Source organism: Cryobacterium sp. 10I5 (assembly GCF_035019865.1).
Taxonomy (GTDB): Bacteria; Actinomycetota; Actinomycetes; order Actinomycetales; family Microbacteriaceae; genus Cryobacterium; species Cryobacterium breve_A.
Genome location: NZ_JASJVI010000084.1, coordinates 1 through 17,593 on the forward strand (window position 1 = coordinate 1; position 17,593 = coordinate 17,593).

The following is a 17,593-nucleotide window of genomic DNA, read 5'->3' on the forward strand; positions in this document are numbered from 1 at the left end:
GCGTGGGCCCCCCCCTGGGGGCCCAAACGAAGCCAATATTCAATCCACCGAGGCCACGCAGAAGATGTTGAAGTTGAAGTGAAGCTCAAATCCGCGATCACCGACCACGACGTTCACCACCTGCTCTGGCTGAAGGAGTCGCTTCCCTACCAAATCGTCGACCTCGTCGTCATCAACACGGGCGCCCACGCCTATCGTCGACAGGATGGCGTGGCGGTCATCCCGCTCGCGTTGCTCACCTCCTGAGAGACGCCCTTGCGGGTGCCAGAACTGCTGGAGTGGCTCGTGGCACGACATTCATGAGAACCGCCCGTAAGGGGACCCCACGACGAGGCATCACACGGACGAGCTCGAGCACGTCATCCTGGTGTCGCAGAACTCGAGGGATATATAACGTCTTACGGCCGCGCCCGCACCTCCTCAGAATCGGCGGAATCTCGGGGCCTGGCGAGTCTCATAGCTACGTCACACAACCTTCTGATTAAATTGACGTATTCACCGTTAGTTATGAGGCAGCCAAGAGGATGGTGATGAAGCTGATCGGTTACGCCCGCGTATCGACGCGCCATCAATCCACCGACCGGTAAGTGGTGGACCTTCTGGCCGCTGGTTTCCGGCGTGATGACCCTCACGTCGACAGCGACGTTTCCGGCGATGGAGCCTCGCAGCCGAACTGCGATCGCGCCCTCGACGCCCTCGACGCAAGCGACAGTGTCGTCATCACGGACCTGCTAAGGCCCCGTCTCTATGCGCTGGCGTAGCCCACAGCCGCGACGTCGAGCTACTAGTACGACGTGCCCTTCAGAGGGCGCCCACGGTCAATAAGGTACGCCGGCGCTAGTGTTCCTGTGGGCAGGCCGAGCTCGTGTTCGGCGATCGTGCGCACGAGGTCGCGCTGGTCGCGCGCGTCGCCGTGGTGCATCACGGCGTGGGCGTCGAGGCCGTCGATGATCGCGAGCAGCTGCCAGGCCAGGGCACTGGGGTCGGCGACGGCGAACTCACCGCGCGCGCAGCCACGGTTCAGCACGCTGACCAAGAACTCCTGCCAGGCGTCCATCTGCACCGCGACCTCGCGGGCTAGGGCCGCGTTTCGTCGCGCGACGCTCCACGCGTCCAACCAGAGACTCGTGACCGTGCTGCGCTCGGGTCCGAGGAGGTCTCGGATCAAGGCGCGCAGGGCCTCGACGGCGCTCGGCATTGCCGCCAGCTCCCGCTGGACCTCGGCGAGCTCGGCGGAAACGATCGAGCCGAATGTCGACGCAACAAGCCCCTCCATGCTGGGCTGATAGTGGCTGACCAGCGCGGACGTCACGCCGATGCGCAGCGCAATCGCCCGGAGCGTGATGGCGTCCAGGCCGTCGTAGCGGGCGATCTCCCGAGCCGTGCGCCCGATCTCGGCGGCGCGCTCGGCGCGGCTCTTTCGCTTGGCCCGACTCGGAAGAGTTGACATGACAGCCCAATGTCTAGTTTTACGTCGGGTTTATTGATCGCTTGGTCAATTGTATGGCTTTTGCGTGATCCTGATTTCGGATCCGGTTCTCCTCAGCTCAAACGGTGGCGGCCGCCGGGCTGGTCCACGATGAGAGAGAGATCGCCTGCTGGTGTCGCTGATCGGGGCCAGGACGCCGCCCCAACAGATCGACCTTTTCGCGAGCACCATCTGATCCATATCAACGCGAGCAGCCCCCTCGCTTGCGATCACGTAGCCGGACACGACTATCCGCGCCGGGCAAACGGTGGGCGGTTGCCGCCCCGGGGTTGCGCGCACTGGCGAAATACTGCTACCTGTGGATCACCGTCCCGCTCTGACCCTTCATAGCGAGCGGGGCGTTCTTGAGCGAGCAGATCACCGCGGTCCGCCCGGGGCCGCTAGCCACGAAATTGATCGCGGCCTGGACCTTAGGAGCCATCGAGCCAGCGCCGAACTGTCCGTCGTCCAGGTAGCGCCGCGCTTCGGCAAGGTCGAGCTTTTCCAGGTCGCGCTGCTGGGGCGTGCCGAAGCCGATTGCGACCCGGTCCACGGCCGTGAGGATGAAGAAAACGTCCGCCCCGACTACTTCGGCGAGCTTCGCCGAGGCGAAGTCCTTGTCGATGACGGCCGGAACACCGTGCAGCTCGCCCGCCTTGTCCCGGGCCACGGGGATGCCACCCCCGCCGCACGCGACCACGATGAACTCGTGATCGAGCAGGTTGAGGATCGAATCACGCTCAACGATGTCTACCGGGCGCGGCGACGCGACGACGGTCCGCCACCCTCGCCCGGAATCCTCGGCCATGACAAGACCTGGCCGCCCGGCCATCAGTGCCCGTGCATCGGCCTCGTCATAGAAGCCGCCGATCGGTTTGGTCGGATGCGCGAATGCGGGGTCGTCGGCGGCCACCTCCACCTGTGTCACGACGGAGGCGACGTGCCAGGGCATGCCGACCCGCCGGAGCTCCTTCGCGATCCCCTGTTGCAGGTGATACCCGATGTACCCCTGGCTCATCGCGGTGCACTCGGCCAGGTCCATAGGGGTCACCCGGTCGGTGTGTTGCGATGCGATCTCGAATGCGAGGCTGATAGCCCCGACCTGCGGGCCGTTGCCGTGAGACACGATGATTTCGTGCCCCTGGGCGATTAGACCGACGAGCGAGGGAGTGGCCTCGTCGATGCAGGCGCGCTGCTCCGTTGCGGTGCTACCCAGGGCGTTTCCGCCCAGGGCGATCACGATGCGTGACATGTCGGACCTCTACAGAATTTCGGCGAGCAGGGTCCCGAGCTCTGCCTTCGCAGCGTCAACCTTGATCGAGTTCGCAACCTCGGGACGTAGGAAGTACACGAGCAGCGCGCGCTGTGCCGTGAGTCGGTTGCCCGCCTCGTCGAAGGCCAGCGAGACTTCCGAGTCGAGGACCCCATCGGTGACCTCTTCACCGCGGGTGGCGGGCAGGCAGTGCATGAATTTCGCGCCCGGCTCGGCCAAGGCCATGAGCTCGGGGTTCACCTGGTACTTCGGCATGAAGGCGGCCAAGCGCGCCTCCTCGCCCAGCTCGGCCTCGTAGTCGCCGTACCAGACGTCGGTATAGACGAAGTCTGCGCCAGCCAAAGCCTTCGAAGCGTCGTCGGTCACGACGATACTGCCACCCGACACGACGGCGTTCTGGCGACCGATCGCCTGCATCTCTTCGCGGAGCTGGAAGGCCTTCGGACCGAACTGAACGAACTGCATGCCCATCTTCGTGGTGATCATCATCAGGGAGGCGCAGACCTGGGTGGCGTCGCCGACGAAGACGACCTTGCAATCCTCGAGGCGCTTGCCCTTCGGCAAGTGCTCGACCATCGTAATGAGATCGCCGATCTCCTGCGTTGGGTGGTTGTAGTCGGACATGCCGTTGAGCACGGGGATCGTCGAGTACTTCGCGAGTTCCACGACCGTCGCGTGCCGCGCGACCCGCGCCATAACGACGTCCACCAATCGGGACAGCACGCGGGCGGTGTCCTCGATCGACTCGTGCCCACCGAGCTGGATCTGGCCAGGCGCTAGGTACTGGGCGTGTCCGCCAAGCTGTGACATCGCGGTCTGGAACGAGACCCGGGTCCGGGTAGAGGACTGCTCGAAGATCATCCCGAGAGTGCGGCCGTGCAACAGCGGGGGAAAGTAGCCCACCGCGACACACCGCTTGAGGGCGAGGCCGAGATGGACGATATCGAGCACCTCGTCTTTGGTGAGGTCCTGGGTATCGATGAAGTTACGTGCGGTCATAATGGTCTCCTTTGAAAGGGTCGACGCGGGGCTTGTTGGGCGCGTTTGAGGGCATGGCGAGGCACGGGCGGTCGCCAGCGAATGGGCGAGTCGTACCAAAGATGCGGAAAAAAGGGGGAAAGTGGCGGTGCCCCGGTGGGGTCGGCCGCCGTCGGCCGACTAGTCGCCGGAGGGCTGTTGCTGGGTGATGCAATGAACGTTGCCGCCGCCGAGCAGGATCTCCCGGCCTGGTACCGTGACGACCCGGCGCGGCGCGAATAGTTCGGTGTAGGCCGCGACCGCGGCGTCATCATGGGGATCATTAAAGATCGGCAGCACGACGACGTCGTTGCCAATATATGAGTTCACGTAGGAGCCGGCCAGTCGATCACCGGCTCCGCGCGGCAGAGTGCCGGCGATCGAGTCGACTCCGCTGGACTCCTCGGCGGTGATGAAGATCGGACCGGGTTGGTGGAGCTTGACGACCTCGAGCGTACGACCACGGGCGTCCACGGCGTTCTCGAGTACCTCCAGCGCGGCCGCCGAACGGGCGTACTGCGGGTCTGTCCGGTCGTCTGTCCACGTCAGCATGACCTTGCCTGGCGCGACGAACCGGCAGAAGTTGTCCACGTGTCCGTTCGTCTCGTCGAGGTAGACCCCAAAAGGCAACCAGATGATGACGTCGACACCGAGATAACTATGCAGCAGCCTCTCGAGGTCTTCCTGGGTCAGGTCAGGGTTGCGCCCGGGCGACAGCAGGCACTCCTCCGTCACCAGGAGCGTGCCCTCACCGTCGACGTCGATCGATCCTCCTTCGAGCACGAACGGGGCCTTGTACCGGACCACACCCTCGATCTCCAGCACCTTGCCCGCGACGGCGTCGTCGGCCGCCCAAGGAAAGTAGAGCCCGTCCACGAGGCCGCCCCAGGCGTTGAAGTCCCAGTCAACGCCGCGCACGTCTCCAACATCATTCACGACGAAGGTCGGCCCGCAATCCCGGATCCAGGAGTCATCGTTGGACATTTCGACGATCCGGATATGCTCACCGAGCTCGCTGCGGGCGTTGTCGTACTGCCGGGCGGAGACAGCGACAGTCACGGCCTCCGTACCGGAGATCGCCGTCGCTACCCGGGCGAACGCGGCCTGCGCCGGCTTGCCGCCGAGGCGCCAATTGTCCGGGCGCTCGGGCCAGATCAACCAGCAACCGCTGTGGTGAGCCCACTCCGCCGGCATCCGGTAGCCGTCTGAGCCGGGGGTGGAATCGAGAGTAAGAGTCATAAGAAGCAGCCTTTCAAGATTGAATGAGGTCAGAGTTGGGCGCCTGGGAAGGAGCTGGAAGTGTCGGGTCCTCGCCGCGCTCGATGGCCCGCTGGCGTGTCCACTCGGGCGACTTGGCGCAGAAGTACTCCTGGAAGGCGACCGTCACGACGAGGCCGATCAGGATCGACCCGGTCACCGTGAGCGAATAATCGTAGGGGTTCCAGACGAAGAACACCGCGGCTGCCCCAAGCAGGACCACCGGGATCCACGTCATCAGCCACGTCATAATTGGACCGCCCGGGACTCGGTAGGGCCGCGGCCGGCCCGCGTCGATACGCCGGAGCTTGGCGAACGCCAGCATCATCACGATGTAGGGCAGCAGGAAGATGACTGACGAGAAGGCGAACAGGTTCCAGAAGAGAGCATCGATCGCGCCGTCGGTCACGGAGAACAACGCCGCGTACCCGACAGTGAAAACCGTGCCGACGATGGAGCAGAGCATCGCTGCGCCGACCGGAGTGCCACGGGTTGGGTGTGTCCGGGCGAACGCCTTGGGCAGGTCGCCCTGCTGGGCAGCCTCGGCGGCGGCGAGGTTCGCGCCGATAGTCCATGGCACCAGACTGGCAAAGAAGCAGAATAGTGCACCAATGCCGAGGATCGTCACGACCGCGTTGGCAATGGGTGAGTCGCCGAATCCGTGACGGAGGGCGTCGATTAGGCCGGTGGTTTTAGATATTTCATCGGCTGGGAGGATGAGCTGCATGCCAACGGTCGCGAGGAGGTAAAACCCTCCGATGAGGACGCCGGCGATGAAGATCGTCTTAGGTACGTCGCGCTGCGGGTTGGCCATCTGTGTCGAGGCGGACGACATCAGCTCGAAGCCGAGGAAGTTGTAGATCACAATCGGCAGCGCTGCGATAAACGCGGGCAGTGCATCCGTAGGAATAACCGTGTCCAGTGTCCAGGAGGTTGCCGAGCCGTTCGCCGAAGCGTAGATCCCGCCGGCAATGACGAGCGCTACTATGACGACGATCGTGATGCCGGCTCCGAGGTTTGATACCCAGGTGCCGATCTTCAGGCTATGGGCGTTGACCCAGTAGTTGATCCAGATCAGAGTGACGGTAATTGCTACCTGGATCCAAAAGTTCAGGTGCCCACCGAAGAACATCGACGAGATCGCACCCGAGAACATCAAGTAAACGCTCGGTACCCACAAGCCCACGTTGAGCCAGTACCACCAGGAAACCCGGCTCCCCCAACGGTTGCCGAACGCTCGCACGACCCAGGCGTAGATGCCGCCGGCATCCGGGTAAGCCGAGCCGAGCTCACTCGTGACCAGGCCGTAGGGGACAAAGAACAAGATAATGATCGCGACGGTCCAGAAAATCGCCGTCGGCCCGACGGCGGCCGTTACGGTCAGCTGCGAGAGCAACAGCATCGCGGCCACGGAGAACAGGACCATGTCGAACATTCGGAAGGTCGGACGTCCCTTCGCTGGGTCGGCGGCGCCTGTCGGAGGACTATCTGACTGCATTGTCATTGCTGTTGATCCTTTACTTGACATACCGCTGAACGAAATTGTTCGAAGGCCGAACGCTGCCAAAGACGGGATTTGTCCAACGTGTACAAACGTACAACCTTTGTTCTTTAACGTAACACATCTGTGCGCTGGTGCACCTAGCGATCCTTGGGGTCAGATCTTTGGCGTTTGTCTTGAGTTTTCAGGCGGCGTTCCCCAGTCGCTCCCGGGCGATGTAAGAGTTCACGCGGGTGTCGATGACACGAAGAGCGGTGCGTAGTTCGAGCGGGGCCGGTGGCTGTCTGGACGCGTTGATGACTTCGGGCCGAGCGGCTAATTCGGGCAGCTCCCATGGCCGTTGCCTGGCGGGGTGGGAGGTGGCGAGTCCGAGTTCGAGGAGCCGTTTGAGGTTGATTTCAGCGGCCCGGTTCACCCACCAGGCGTTGTTTTTCGTCACGCCCGGTAGGGGGCACGGCGCGCGGCGAGTCATCCAGCAAGCGCACCTTTGACCATGGGTCGATGTTGCCGATACGCGGCTTGAAAGGTGGGACGCTGCGCCCGTGTTGACGCCGACCCAAACCAGTCCGGATCTGGGTCGAGACCGGCAACTACAACATGCGCGAGCATGCAGCACTCGTGACCGTCTATTCACGCGACCGAGCGCGTCAGCGGTGCCAAACCACGCAACTGCTGGCGCTCTCTCGCACAATCCCCGGCGCTGAACCACCCGATTGTGTGGCGCTCAGTGCTTTAAGATACTCAGCGGATCGTTCGTGAGCTTGAACTTGTCTCAGTGGGCTTCAGCTCAAGTGCCTTCCAGATCCGCCCGATCGACAATCTCGATAATCCACTACGGTCGGCATTCTCCGACGTTGACTCCAATTGCCACAACGGCTGCCTCGACCTGCTCGGCCGCGATCGTTGCCGGGCGTCTTGGGCGCGGCTCATCGACCAACGCATCCAGTCGAGAGTCTAGGAAGCGGGCACGCCACTTACTGACTGCGTTCGGCGAACAGCGCCCGCCCTGCACCCTGTTGCTTATTCAGGCCCTCACGCGACCGAGCACGATCCGTGACCGCAACGTCAAACCCTGCGAGGACTTCGCCGCTTCACCCAGCGCAATAACCGCTGCCGCGCTTCGCCCCTAGGAATCAGCTCGGTCTTCGGACGTCCAGTTCGAAACGCGTTCCGTTCTGCAACACAACCAGAAAATTTCACGTGCAGGACTCTAGAGCCGTAGGCACAACCGCTCAACAACAGTCTGAAGCCGCTCGGCGAGGTCGGCAACGCTCAGCTGCCCGTTGGACACGGCCTCAAGCATCAAGCCGTCAATTAAGCACGCGACGATCTGCACGACGGTCGCACGAGGCACTGTCGGTTCGCTGGCGGGCAGGACGCGGTCGACCAAAGCGCCAATCATGGTCGACCAGCCGCGCGCTTCGTTTCGCACTGTGATGTTCCGGGTCGCTTCCATGAACATCTCGAACAGCGCAAGGTCGTAGAGCGGGTCTGCGACCGTCTTATCGAAGAACATCTCAGTTAACACCTCGACTGAGCGCTCGACGGTCAGCTCCCCATGCAGCGCCTCGACGATCGCGGCGAGCCGGGCCGCCTCGGTCCTCCGGGCGTGGGCCATGGTCTGCAGTAACAAGTCGTTGCGGTCGGTGAAGTAGTAGGTCGTCGAGCCAAGCGGCACACGAGCGACCCTCGCGACCGCACGATGAGTCACAGCGGCTGCGCCACCGGTACCAAAGACCTGTACAGAAGCGTCGAGGATCTGCTCCCGCTTGCGCTCTCCGGTCAACGACCTTGCCTGCCGCCCGCTCGTCGTCGTAGACGCGTGCGTCTCGCCCATAGTTGCTCGCTCTCGTTATCGACGCCTTTTGGTACCCCGGTTCATGCCAGCCACCGGAACCATGCGCCCCTTGCCCACCGGGAAATGCCGGGAAGTGATGTCAGGTTACCGCCGCAGCCGGCCGGGACCCTAGTCTGATACTCCAGCATCCCTCCCCGCCTGCCGTGAAAGCCCTTCCGCGGCACCCTGCGAGCGTGGGCCCTCGGCGTGTGTTCCAACACAGGAGAACGAGACTCCGCGGACTCGACCCCTCCCCCAGATATAAGCATGGCCATCTCAGCGGAATGTGGGGCATTCAGGCAGCCACGAAGGCGTTCAAAGAGCTCGGCCACGGGGGAAAAATCATTAGTGCCGCCTCCCAGGCCGGCCACGTCGGGAACCCCGGCATTGCGTTGTACTCGGCCACGAAGTTCGCCATTCGTGGCTTGTCTCAGACAGCGGCCAGGGACCTTGCCCAGTTCGGTATCACGGTCAACACCTACGCCCCCGGCATCGTCAAGACGCCCCTCATGGAGGAACTGGCGAAAAAAGTAGCAACCGACGCGGGCAAGCCCGAAGCGTGGGGCTGGGACCAGTTCACCAACGGCATTACTCTCGCCCGCCTCTCCGAAGCCTCCGAGGTCGCCGGCGTCGTCTCCTTCCTGTCCCGACTCCAACTACATCACCGGACAGTCGATCCTCGTCGACGGCGGAATGGTCTTCAACTAAGGACCAGCCGAGCCATTGGCCAGGCGTTGGTCAGGCAGCACATGTTCCCCCGTCATCGTGATGAGGATATGAGGTGCCCGGTTAGGCGCTACTTTCTCGAACTTTGAGGGAGTGGGGTGCTACGACTTCTTCAGCCGTTCTCTCGGGATCGTCGATACGAGCGGCCAGAGTGGCAACGGCGTGGTGGGCTATGAACTCGGTGTCCAGCGACACTGTTGAGAGGGTTGGGCGTGAATATTGACCTTCTTCGATGTCGTCGATACCGATGATCGCTATGTCTTTCGGGACGATAAGCCCCGCGTCGAAGACGGCTCGCATCGCTCCCATGGCGAGGATGTCGGAGTAGCAGAAGATTGCGTCGGGCCGATCTGGCAGTTTGAGCAACTGTTGCGTGGCCGCATAGCCGTCGGCCCGGCGGTAGTGCACGGCCGGCTTTATTAGGTCCGCATCTGAAGCGATGCCAGCAGAATCGAGCGCAGCGAGGTATCCCGCTGTGCGAAGGTGCGGGGTCGCGTAGCTCTCGAAGGGTTGCTCGCCGATTGCGGCTATGCGTGATCGTCCTATAGCGAGCAGGTGCATGGTGGCTTCTTGCGCTGCCTTGAAGTTATCGATGGCCACGTGATCGAACCGGCCGTCGAACTCGTGCTCGCCAAGCAGCACGAACGGCAGGGTCACGCGATCCTCCACGGCATCGAGCTGTGCTTTTGTCGCGAGTGGGCTGAAGAGGATGCCGTCGAAGAGCATGTTGCGGTCACCGCCAACGAGCAAGTCGCGTTCGCGTTCATGGTCGTGCCCTGTCTGATCGATCATCACCCGGTACCCGAACGAGGTCGCCGCCCGGATGACATCCCGGGCGAGCTCGCTGAAGTATGGAACGTCGATTTCGGGCACGACGAGCGCAAGCATGCCCGTGCGACCGGTGCGCAGGGTACGTGCGACGAGGTTGGGTCGATAGTCGAGGTCGGCGATCGCAGTCATAACGCGCTCACGCATCTTTTTGCTGACGTGTTCGTAACCGCTGACCACGTTTGACACAGTGCGCATGGAGACCTTCGCGTGATCAGCTACGTCTTTAAGCGTTGCGGGCATCGGACCTCCACTAGCTGAACAACTGTTGTGCCAGCTTATCTTTGCAACGTACGCAATTCCGCGCTATCTTTTTGCATACGTTGGCAAACGTCAGCGGCGTCGCACCGTATTTCACTCTCGAAGACCGTTGGGTGTTCGACTGCGGGAGCGAGGCACCGATCACAAAGGAGTGTTCATGCACAGCACACCCACGCAGCCCAGAAGGCCAGGCGCGAGCACTTCGGCCCTGCGCCAGCACCGCGCCTTCTCTCGTTTCGGAGCACTCGGCGTCGCTGTCGCCGTAGCCGTTGGCGTTAGCGCCTGCGGCCCGGCGATTGGAAATGACTCTTCGAGCGTGACCGGAACATCGAATCCGAACGTTCTTACGGCACCGACTGACAAAGACGCCACAGGGGAGATCACCATTTGGGACCGCTCTGGCGACCTCTTCAACGTCTTCGATGCGACGATCGCCAAATTCAACGAGAAGTACCCGAACGTCAAGGTCAATCACCAGGCCGTTGACATCGACGCAAAGCTGCAAAATACCCTCATCTCCTCAACTGACGTACCTGACGGCGTCTTCCTCGACGACGCCAAGGTCCCGGGCTATGCCAATGACCTGTGGGATCTCAGCGACGTTCTCAAGCCATACGTTCAGGACATCGCGAAACAAAAGGTCGACGTCAACTCGCTCAATGGCGGAATCTACGGCATCCCCTTCGATCTCGACCCCGGTCTTCTCTTCTACAACGCGAGCGTGCTCGAAAAGGATGGAATCGATCCGGCAGGCATCAAAACCTACGACGACCTGCTCACCGCTGCCAAGAAAGTTAAAGCCGCCGATCCGTCGTCGGGTCCAATACACCTCGAACAGAGCGCCTTCCTGGGGCAATTGTGGCTTGAGATGTTCGCGAGCCAGCAAGGCACGAGCATGACCGACGCATCGGGAAAGTTGCGCCTTGATTCGCCCGAGTACAAGCAAATCCTCACGTGGCTCGATACCGTTCAGAAAGAAAAGCTCGGCACCCGTGCGGAGTACCTCGGGCCCACGGACGTGCAGACGCTCGATTCCGGCCAGCAGGTGTTCTACCCCTGGTCGATTTGGTTCGACTTTGCCCCGCAGCAACTACTCCCAAAGACTTCGGGCAATTGGCGGGCCATGCCGCTACCGTCCTGGACGGCAGATGGAGCCCACTCGGGCGCGATGGGTGGCTCGTCGTTCGTCATCCCCAAGGCCGCGAAGAACCCGAAAGCTGCGGCCCTGTTCTACAACTTCCTGATGTACGACAAGAACGGATACACGGCTGTCTACGGGCCGAACTCCGTCTACCCGAAGGGTCTGAATACGTCGGTACCCAGCTACAAGGCGGCCGCTGATCCGAACACACCGCTGTTCGGCACCATCGACGCCATGGGCGGACAAGACCTCTGGCAGACCGCTATCGAGGCGGGCAACCAGATCCCAGGTGGCACCCCCACCCCCACCTGGTGGGCGAGCGCCGTCAACTATCTCGGTAACAACTTGCAGAAGATGCTCGACGGGCAGATGACACCCGACGAGGTGATCCAGCAATCGACCGATCAAATCCAAACGAACCTGGTCGACCGCAACAAGTAACACCTCTTCACCCACGCGAGAAAGCTGCTCCATGACCGTCACGACCGCCTTGAAGGCGTCAAGTACGGCTCCGCGATCGTCGCAGCGGGGACCGCGTTGGTCCCTGCTGCGACGGAAGTCGGCGCCCTACCTCTTCATTTTTCCGTTCGTCGCGATCTTTGCCGCGTTCTCGATCTACCCGCTGGTGTTCACGTTCCGGCTGAGCTTAACCAACTGGCGCGGGTCGGGTACCGCGGACTGGGTGGGCTGGGGCAATTACACCTACCTACTTTCGAACCCGGACTTCTGGGCGTCGCTGGCTAACTCGGGTGTGCTCTGGCTCTTGATCATCCCGGCGCAACTGGGCGTGGGCGTGCTCGCAGCGGTCCTCCTCAACAGCACTCGCATCCGTGCTCGCGGTTTCTACCGCACGGCGTTCATCGTGCCCTTCGTCACACCCCTCGTTGCGATCGCCCAGATCTGGATCGTACTGTTCGACCAGCGCTACGGGGTCATCAACGGGCTGCTGAACCTAGTCGGGCTTCCAGACGTCGGTTGGCTAACAACGAGCGAGTGGTCGAAACCAACGCTCGCGCTCCTATTCCTCTGGAAGACGACCGGATTTGTGGTCATCATCGTGATATCCGGCCTGCAGTCCATCGACACGACGGTATACGAGGCCGCGGAGCTTGACGGGGCATCGCCGTTCCGGCAGCTCTGGAGCATCACTGTCCCCCTGATCCGACGGACGATCATGTTCATCGTCGTGTTGCAGACTCTCGCGGTATTCCAAATGTTTGCCGAACCGTACGTCGTTACCAAGGGTGGCCCGTACGGCTCAACCACGACGGCCGGCCTCTACCTGTACAACCACATCACCGTCGCAGATCTCGGCACGGGAGCGGCCAACTCGTTCCTGCTCGTGATCATCGTGATGGCGCTGTCGCTCGGGTTCGTGCGGCTGCTGAGAGCGAAGGACTGACATGACGACGGCATCCGTTTTCCGGACACGGCGGTTCCAGCCGCAGATCGTATCCCAGGTCTTCTTGATCCTCCTTACCGCGGGCTTTCTGGCACCGGTGGCGTGGGCCCTCGTCTCGGCGTTCAAACCGGCCAACGACATCATCGCCGACCCGCTGGGATTCAACCCAGGCACGTTCACGCTCGACAACTACACGCAGATGTTCACCGACGTGCCGATCCTCTCCGGCTTTTTCAACACCGCCATAGTGCTCTTCTCCAAGGGCCTGATCACGCTGTTCTTCGCACCACTGGCAGGGTATGCGTTCGCCAAATACGAGTTCCGGTTTAAGAACTTTTTCTTCGGGGCCGTACTGCTGACACTTATGCTCCCAACAATCGTGCTCATCATTCCGCTACTGCTCGAAATGAAAGAGCTCGGCTGGGTCAACACCTACCAGGCCCTCGTGCTGCCCGGCTCCGTGGACGCGTTCGCGATCTTCTGGATGCGTCAGGTGATCAGCGCCGTGCCCGACGAACTACTCGATGCGGCCCGCGTCGACGGGTGCGGGGAGTTCGGAATCTTCTGGCGCATCGTGCTTCCGGTGATCCGACCCGGGATCGCTGGCCTCGCCGTGCTGACTGTGATGAACATCTACAACGACTTCGTCTGGCCCGTCGTTATCACCACGGGCGACCGGATGCAGACGCTCCAGGTGGTCCTATCGACCCTCGCCCAAAACATCAGCGGCAACAAGATCGGCGCCGACTATGCGCACGTCACGGGCGAACTCCTCGCCGCGTCCTCCGTCGCACTCATCCCCCTACTCATCATCTTCGTGCTTCTTCAGAAGCATTTCATCAACGGCATCCTCGCCGGAAGCGTCAAAGGCTGACCATGACCATCCTCACCCCGAAAGGCTCCATTCGCATGTCTTCAGAACTGCCGTCGGTACCCAAACCTGAGTACCCTCGACCCGACTTCGACCGGTCGGATCGCTGGGAATCACTCAACGGCCAGTGGGCGTTCTCAAGCCTCGACGGCGAGGAGAGCATCACCGTGCCGTTCGCCTGGGAGACCGAGGCGTCGGGCATCGCCCGCACCTGGCTCGAACAAGCCAGCTACTCACGCGAACTAACCGTCCCCCACTCCTGGGCCGGCGCCCGGGTGTTCGTCTGCTTCGGCGCCGTGCACCACGAGACGCGGGTGTCCATCGGTGGGGCAAAAGTCGGCGAGCACACGGGCGGGTACACCTCGTTCGAGTTCGATATCACGGATTACCTCGCGGTAGGTTCGAGCGCGACGCTTCGCGTGGACGTGACGGCGCCCTCCGATAAGCGCTCGATCCCGCACGGCAAGCAACGATCACTTCCCCGCGACGACTACGACGGCGTCTCGTTCATGGCAAGCTCCGGCATTTGGCAAAGCGTGTGGATCGAAGCGCGCGGCCGCACCTACGCTGAATCTGTCTCGCTGAGAGGCGACTCACTGACGGGGTTTGAGGTCACCGTGCAGGTCGCGGGCGACGAGGCCGCGCGTGCCCGCGTGAGCATCGGCGATCTCGAAGTGGTTACCGACGAGCACGGTCGCGCCTCCGGCTTTCTACCGATCGACTCACCCCACTTGTGGTCGCCTATCGACCCGCACCTCTATGCGCTCGACGTGCGAGTCGGCGACGATCTTGTCGTCGTCACAGGCGGGTTGCGCTCGATCGAACGACTCGGCGAGGACCTGTACCTCAACGGCGAGCGATTTTACCTTCGCGGAGTGTTAGACCAGGGCTACTGGTCGACCTCCGGCATTACCGCGCCCAATGACGCCGCACTCGTGCACGACCTCGATCTCGCCCGGCAGGCTGGTTTCAATCTCGTGCGCAAACACCTCAAGTTCGAGGAGCCGCGCTGGCTGCACTGGGCGGACACGCTCGGCATGCTCGTCTGGGCGGAACCGGCCAGCACGAGCCGATTCAGCGAGGAAGCCACGGTGAACTTCGAGGCGCAAATACCGGAGATGGTCAAGCGCGACGGCAACCACCCGAGCATCATTATCTGGGGCCTATACAACGAGGAGTGGGGTCTGAACTGGGACATCCCCGGAGACCCCGCAAAAGCCGACGCGGCCCGCCGCGCATACGATCAGCTCGCAGCCCTCGACCACAGTCGACCCATCGTCGAGAACTCTGGCTGGGAGCACGTCAAGACCGACCTCATGGACTGGCACTACTACGACGAGAACCCGGCGTCGTGGGCGGCCAATGTCGCGGCGATCGCCTCGGGTGAGCGCGAGTCGTTCCCTGTGCCACTGGGACCGACCCACATCGTTGACAAGTCGATCTATGGCGACAACGAGCAACCCCGTAGCGGCGTACCCCTCCTCAACAGCGAATTCGGGGGCGGATTCACCAGCCTCGAGCGAGCCTGGCACGTGAGGTGGCAGACGCAGGAGATCCGACGACACGATAGGTTCGCGGGCTACGTCTATACCGAACTGGCCGATGTCGAGCACGAGTCTGCGGGCCTGTTCACCGCCGACCGTAAAAGCAAGGACCTCGGCGGCCTGGACCCGGCCGACGCAAACGCCGAAACTGTGATCGTGGTTGGCCTCGTTCCCAGGGAGGCAGGGACCGACATCGCAACCCCAACAGTGCCACTCATCCTGGATGTGCGCGTGTCCCACCACGGCCGGAAGCCTCTCACTGGACAGGTGCGCGCGGCCTGGGTTCAAAGCGGGACGCCCTTCGGCCCAAATATCTCCCCTTCCGTGACCGAAGCTCCCGTCCTCGCTCACCCGTTCCAGATCTCGGATGCAGTCAAGCTTTCGCTACCAGCGCCGGCTATGACCTCTGCGAGGCTCCACCTCTGGATCGTGGACGAGCAGGGTGCCATCAAGGCACGCACGTTCGTCGATGCCGGGCCCCTCGAACGAGACGCTCCGTAACTGCCGAAGTCGCCGGCCTCCCCACGGGAGGGTCCATTCATCCCATCACTGCAACAACGCAAACGAGGAGTTCAAAATGATAGATAGAGTACGACAACGCCCCCAATGGCGCATAGTCACCCGCACCCGCGCATAAAACTGCTGCCGTTCAAAGGTCAAATCACCGTCGATGAACCACGCCGGATTGTTAACCGTGGCAGTCGGCGCGTCGGTACGCAAAGAACCACCTGAGTGGGAAAACTCGCTCAGGTGGTTCTCGTGACGCTCGATCTCATCAGGCGTCATTGTTTGAGGACGCGGCGACGCAACAGCGCGGCCGCGTAAATCTCACCGTCGATAAGGCCCTGCTGCAGCGCCTCCTCGACGTCATACCAGGTGCCCTCACCGGGCTCCCACACATCGTCGAACTCATCAGCCTTGGGCATGGGAAGATACGGCCACCGTGCCAGCTCATCAATCACCTGGGCGCGATCGATGAAGCCCCCGGAGTAGCGCTGAGCAATTTCGAACGGAGTCGCCCCGTGGAACGTTGGCCGCAGATCAGCGATGCCCTTGGCTCTGGCAAGAATCCTATTGACCGCCGGCTGCGACAACGCTAATGTACGCGCAATCTCACGCTGGCTCGCATTCTCCGCGGCCGCACGTGCAGCCCGCAAATAATCCAAATCAACCGTGTCGCGCCGCGCCTTAACCCGCACCAATTCCGCTAGCGCGGCCGACTTTTCCATAGTGCTCATCTTTCTATCTCCGATAACTAAAGTTATCACCCTGAGGGAAAAATATCTAGGCACACACCCGACGATCGCCACATGTGCCCGCAAGCGGAACCCCTTGCGGGACGGTTCCACGGTGGTGTGATCGGTCTATCTCAGAACGGCACAACGTCTTTCGCACCCCGGAGTGAATCTGAAGGGGCATTGTCCTTCCCGACCGCGAATAACGAACTACCGCAGCGATTTCATTTGAGTTTCGTACTTCGTTGTTTCACCCTCAGTCGTGACGGCGACGACATAGGTGAGGTAGGGCTTCGTCTTGTCCCATTGCATCACGTGAGCGGGTAGTCCCGACGCCGTCTCGGCGTACGGACTATCACTGGTTTGTATCCAGCCGTCCGCGTCCAGTGCCTGCGAGTAGAAGGCAAGGACCTCGCGTTGCGTGTGCGTTGTCGTCCCGGATATGCCGGTCGTGGCTACGTCGCCGCCATCGAGCCCGAATTGAACCCGTCCCGGGACATCGTTGATCCGGACATCGGTGCTGCCGGGGTAGGTCAATGCGGCTTCGGGTTGTTTGGCCAGGCTGTCGATGGACTGTCCGGGCACGCAGCCAGTCAGCAAGAGCAAACACATGCTGGCTGCGGTCACCACGCTCAGCAACCGAGACGTTCTTCGCATCGTTCTCCTTGCCTGCCGCGTCGCGTTGGTCAATTGGGATACTAGGGCACGGTCGGGTCAGGCGTGTTGCTGTCCGAGTTCGCGGGCGCGTTGTCTGGTTGCATCGTCATGTAGCGCCACTGGCCTCCGGTGTAGATGAGGCGGAGGTGGGCTGTGACCTCACCAGGAACACCGTTCTTGACGTAGTCGAAGGTGATCGGGGTGAGCGCGAAGTCCGCGCCGGCACTGGTTGTGACGTACGTCGTGGCGCCTGTGGGAGTCAAACCTGTGACGCTACCGCCGCCGGTAGCGCCGATGGTGGCGACGAACTGTTCCCGGGTGAGCCCGTTTCGAAGGCTCGGGTCTCCCAGGTCGTAGAGCGCACCCAGGTCTGTTGCCTTGAGCGCTGTGATGACCGCGGTCAGGGTGGGGCCGGCGTTGTGCGGGGCGGGCGCAGCTTTCAGGGTGAAGTGCTTGCCGTTGATCCAGACTTCCACGTTCGCGGTGTGCGCGGTCGGGTCGTCATGACCGATGACTTTGATGGTTGCCGTGCCCGATGCCCCGCTCGGGACGGGTTGGGCGATGTCGCTGGTCAG

18 protein-coding genes are annotated in these 17,593 nt (G+C 62.1%); 6 read left to right on the forward strand and 12 right to left on the reverse strand.

Features of this window, described 5'->3' with window-relative positions:
- Window positions 1-78 precede the first annotated feature (78 nt).
- Entirely contained in the window at window positions 79-246 is a 168-nt protein-coding gene (locus tag QN350_RS16130; protein WP_322140288.1) for a hypothetical protein, read from the forward strand.
- A 538-nt stretch (window positions 247-784) separates the two neighbouring features.
- On the opposite strand, the gene QN350_RS16135 is transcribed toward QN350_RS16130, so the two are convergent.
- From QN350_RS16135 to QN350_RS16165, 7 genes are all read right to left on the reverse strand, one after another.
- Complete coding sequence (locus tag QN350_RS16135; protein WP_322140289.1) at window positions 785-1,450, reverse strand: TetR/AcrR family transcriptional regulator; 666 nt, start codon at window positions 1,448-1,450, stop codon at window positions 785-787.
- A gap of 331 nt (window positions 1,451-1,781) precedes the next feature.
- On the reverse strand, window positions 1,782-2,708 hold the full coding sequence (gene arcC / locus QN350_RS16140; RefSeq protein ID WP_323505112.1) for a carbamate kinase: 927 nt from the start codon (window positions 2,706-2,708) through the stop codon (window positions 1,782-1,784).
- Between the two features lie 21 nt (window positions 2,709-2,729).
- On the reverse strand, window positions 2,730-3,740 hold the full coding sequence (ptcA, locus tag QN350_RS16145; protein ID WP_322140290.1) for a putrescine carbamoyltransferase: 1,011 nt from the start codon (window positions 3,738-3,740) through the stop codon (window positions 2,730-2,732).
- A 159-nt stretch (window positions 3,741-3,899) separates the two neighbouring features.
- Window positions 3,900-4,997, reverse strand: coding sequence for an agmatine deiminase (aguA, locus tag QN350_RS16150; protein ID WP_322140291.1), 1,098 nt, complete (start codon window positions 4,995-4,997; stop codon window positions 3,900-3,902).
- 13 nt (window positions 4,998-5,010) lie between these two features.
- On the reverse strand, window positions 5,011-6,582 hold the full coding sequence (locus tag QN350_RS16155; protein WP_323503445.1) for an APC family permease: 1,572 nt from the start codon (window positions 6,580-6,582) through the stop codon (window positions 5,011-5,013).
- Between the two features lie 118 nt (window positions 6,583-6,700).
- A complete protein-coding gene (locus tag QN350_RS16160; RefSeq protein WP_322140292.1) occupies window positions 6,701-6,955 on the reverse strand; it encodes a hypothetical protein in 255 nt (84 codons plus the stop codon).
- 771 nt (window positions 6,956-7,726) lie between these two features.
- On the reverse strand, window positions 7,727-8,302 hold the full coding sequence (locus QN350_RS16165; protein ID WP_323503443.1) for a TetR/AcrR family transcriptional regulator: 576 nt from the start codon (window positions 8,300-8,302) through the stop codon (window positions 7,727-7,729).
- A 335-nt stretch (window positions 8,303-8,637) separates the two neighbouring features.
- Between QN350_RS16165 and QN350_RS16170 the strand changes: the two genes are divergently transcribed.
- Window positions 8,638-9,168 (forward strand): SDR family NAD(P)-dependent oxidoreductase, encoded by a 531-nt coding sequence (locus QN350_RS16170; RefSeq protein WP_322140294.1) that lies wholly within the window; start codon window positions 8,638-8,640, stop codon window positions 9,166-9,168.
- On the opposite strand, the gene QN350_RS16175 is transcribed toward QN350_RS16170, so the two are convergent.
- Window positions 9,143-10,150: a LacI family DNA-binding transcriptional regulator gene (locus tag QN350_RS16175; RefSeq protein ID WP_322140295.1), complete on the reverse strand. Its 1,008-nt coding sequence runs from the start codon at window positions 10,148-10,150 to the stop codon at window positions 9,143-9,145. The genes QN350_RS16170 and QN350_RS16175 overlap by 26 nt on opposite strands.
- Before the next feature lie 175 nt (window positions 10,151-10,325).
- Between QN350_RS16175 and QN350_RS16180 the strand changes: the two genes are divergently transcribed.
- The 4 genes from QN350_RS16180 to QN350_RS16195 are packed head-to-tail and all read left to right on the forward strand — an operon-like array spanning window position 10,326 to window position 15,627.
- Window positions 10,326-11,750, forward strand: coding sequence for an ABC transporter substrate-binding protein (locus QN350_RS16180; protein WP_322140296.1), 1,425 nt, complete (start codon window positions 10,326-10,328; stop codon window positions 11,748-11,750).
- 31 nt (window positions 11,751-11,781) lie between these two features.
- Entirely contained in the window at window positions 11,782-12,711 is a 930-nt protein-coding gene (locus QN350_RS16185; RefSeq protein WP_322136658.1) for a sugar ABC transporter permease, read from the forward strand.
- A 1-nt stretch (window position 12,712) separates the two neighbouring features.
- A complete protein-coding gene (locus QN350_RS16190; protein WP_322140297.1) occupies window positions 12,713-13,585 on the forward strand; it encodes a carbohydrate ABC transporter permease in 873 nt (290 codons plus the stop codon).
- A 35-nt stretch (window positions 13,586-13,620) separates the two neighbouring features.
- Window positions 13,621-15,627 (forward strand): glycoside hydrolase family 2 protein, encoded by a 2,007-nt coding sequence (locus tag QN350_RS16195; protein ID WP_323507886.1) that lies wholly within the window; start codon window positions 13,621-13,623, stop codon window positions 15,625-15,627.
- Between the two features lie 45 nt (window positions 15,628-15,672).
- On the opposite strand, the gene QN350_RS16200 is transcribed toward QN350_RS16195, so the two are convergent.
- The 4 genes from QN350_RS16200 to QN350_RS16215 form a co-directional block, all read right to left on the reverse strand.
- Window positions 15,673-15,912 (reverse strand): hypothetical protein, encoded by a 240-nt coding sequence (locus QN350_RS16200; RefSeq protein ID WP_322140299.1) that lies wholly within the window; start codon window positions 15,910-15,912, stop codon window positions 15,673-15,675.
- Complete coding sequence (locus QN350_RS16205; protein ID WP_322140300.1) at window positions 15,909-16,355, reverse strand: helix-turn-helix domain-containing protein; 447 nt, start codon at window positions 16,353-16,355, stop codon at window positions 15,909-15,911. The genes QN350_RS16200 and QN350_RS16205 overlap by 4 nt, the downstream gene beginning before the upstream one ends.
- 216 nt (window positions 16,356-16,571) lie before the next feature.
- Window positions 16,572-17,051 (reverse strand): hypothetical protein, encoded by a 480-nt coding sequence (locus tag QN350_RS16210; protein WP_323516921.1) that lies wholly within the window; start codon window positions 17,049-17,051, stop codon window positions 16,572-16,574.
- A gap of 8 nt (window positions 17,052-17,059) precedes the next feature.
- Window positions 17,060-17,593: hypothetical protein (locus tag QN350_RS16215; protein ID WP_323516922.1), on the reverse strand; the 534-nt coding region annotated here is incomplete at its 5' end.

Excerpts from the sequence above, each read along its gene's own strand:
- QN350_RS16135 (WP_322140289.1), bottom strand. The coding sequence starts at position 1,450 with ATGTCAACTCTTCCGAGTCGGGCCAAGCGAAAGAGCCGCGCCGAGCGC.
- ptcA (WP_322140290.1), bottom strand. The coding sequence starts at position 3,740 with ATGACCGCACGTAACTTCATCGATACCCAGGACCTCACCAAAGACGAG.
- aguA (WP_322140291.1), bottom strand. The coding sequence starts at position 4,997 with ATGACTCTTACTCTCGATTCCACCCCCGGCTCAGACGGCTACCGGATG.
- QN350_RS16170 (WP_322140294.1), top strand. The coding sequence starts at position 8,638 with ATGTGGGGCATTCAGGCAGCCACGAAGGCGTTCAAAGAGCTCGGCCAC.
- QN350_RS16175 (WP_322140295.1), bottom strand. The coding sequence starts at position 10,150 with ATGCCCGCAACGCTTAAAGACGTAGCTGATCACGCGAAGGTCTCCATG.
- QN350_RS16180 (WP_322140296.1), top strand. The coding sequence starts at position 10,326 with ATGCACAGCACACCCACGCAGCCCAGAAGGCCAGGCGCGAGCACTTCG.
- QN350_RS16185 (WP_322136658.1), top strand. The coding sequence starts at position 11,782 with ATGACCGTCACGACCGCCTTGAAGGCGTCAAGTACGGCTCCGCGATCG.
- QN350_RS16190 (WP_322140297.1), top strand. The coding sequence starts at position 12,713 with ATGACGACGGCATCCGTTTTCCGGACACGGCGGTTCCAGCCGCAGATC.
- QN350_RS16195 (WP_323507886.1), top strand. The coding sequence starts at position 13,621 with ATGTCTTCAGAACTGCCGTCGGTACCCAAACCTGAGTACCCTCGACCC.
- QN350_RS16200 (WP_322140299.1), bottom strand. The coding sequence starts at position 15,912 with ATGACGCCTGATGAGATCGAGCGTCACGAGAACCACCTGAGCGAGTTT.
- QN350_RS16205 (WP_322140300.1), bottom strand. The coding sequence starts at position 16,355 with ATGGAAAAGTCGGCCGCGCTAGCGGAATTGGTGCGGGTTAAGGCGCGG.